Raw genomic sequence first — 948 nt, forward strand, 5'->3', positions numbered from 1 at the left:
TAATTAATCAGAATTTAGGCGCGCTAAAAAGGCTTGACCTTACCCCGTCTCTGCCGCATAAGCCTGCCATCTTTAACGGGGGTCGCACAGGCGGCCTCTTTTTCGGTCAAAATCTAAGACCAAGGAACGTATACATGAAAACCTTTACCGCAACTCCTGCGGATATCGACAAGTCATGGATCGTGATTGACGCTGAGGGCGTTGTTCTCGGCCGTCTTGCCTCGATCATCGCCATGCGGCTGCGCGGCAAGCACAAGCCGTCCTTCACGCCCCATATGGATATGGGCGACAATGTCATCGTCATCAACGCTGAAAAAGTGCAGGTGACGGGCAACAAGCGCAACAAGCCAAACTATTGGCACACAGGCTATCCCGGCGGGATCAAGAGCCGCACCACAGGCCAGATCCTCGAAGGTGCGCATCCTGAGCGCGTTGTGATGCAGGCGGTCAAGCGCATGCTTCCCGGTGGCCCGCTGTCGCGCCGCCAGATGACCAATCTGCGCGTCTATGCAGGTGCAGCGCACCCGCATGAGGCACAAAACCCCACAGTTCTGGATGTAAAATCCATGAACAAAAAGAACACGCGGAGCTAAACCATGGCCGAGACACTCTCTTCGCTCGATGAGCTGAAAGGCGCCGTGGCTGAGGGCTCTGCCCCCGCCGCAGGTGCGACATCCATTTCCGTGGATGCCTCCCCCCGCGAGCCTGTGCGCGATGCGCTTGGCCGCTCTTATGCAACGGGTAAGCGGAAAGATGCGGTTGCCCGCGTCTGGATCAAGCCAGGCTCTGGCAAGGTCACCGTGAACGGCAAAGAGATCAAAACCTACTTTGCCCGCCCTGTGTTGCAGATGATCCTGCGTCAGCCTTTCTCTGTGGCTGGTGTGGAAGATCAGTTTGATGTGATGGCAACCGTCAAAGGCGGTGGCTTGTCAGGTAAGGCAGGTGCGG

The 948-nt window shown here is 57.1% G+C and carries 2 protein-coding genes; both read left to right on the forward strand.

The genetic code is table 11. The features are described 5' to 3' along the window. The first annotated feature begins 134 nt into the window (after positions 1-134). Positions 135-593 carry a 50S ribosomal protein L13 gene (gene rplM, locus ACR0B3_RS24270; RefSeq protein WP_317654871.1) on the forward strand — a complete coding sequence of 153 codons (459 nt, stop codon included), beginning with the start codon at positions 135-137 and terminating at the stop codon, positions 591-593. Between the two features lie 3 nt (positions 594-596). Then, a partial coding sequence (gene rpsI / locus ACR0B3_RS24275; protein WP_480811277.1) for a 30S ribosomal protein S9 occupies positions 597-948 on the forward strand: 352 nt, incomplete at its 3' end.

The organism is Ruegeria sp. CE9 (genome assembly GCF_056537425.1).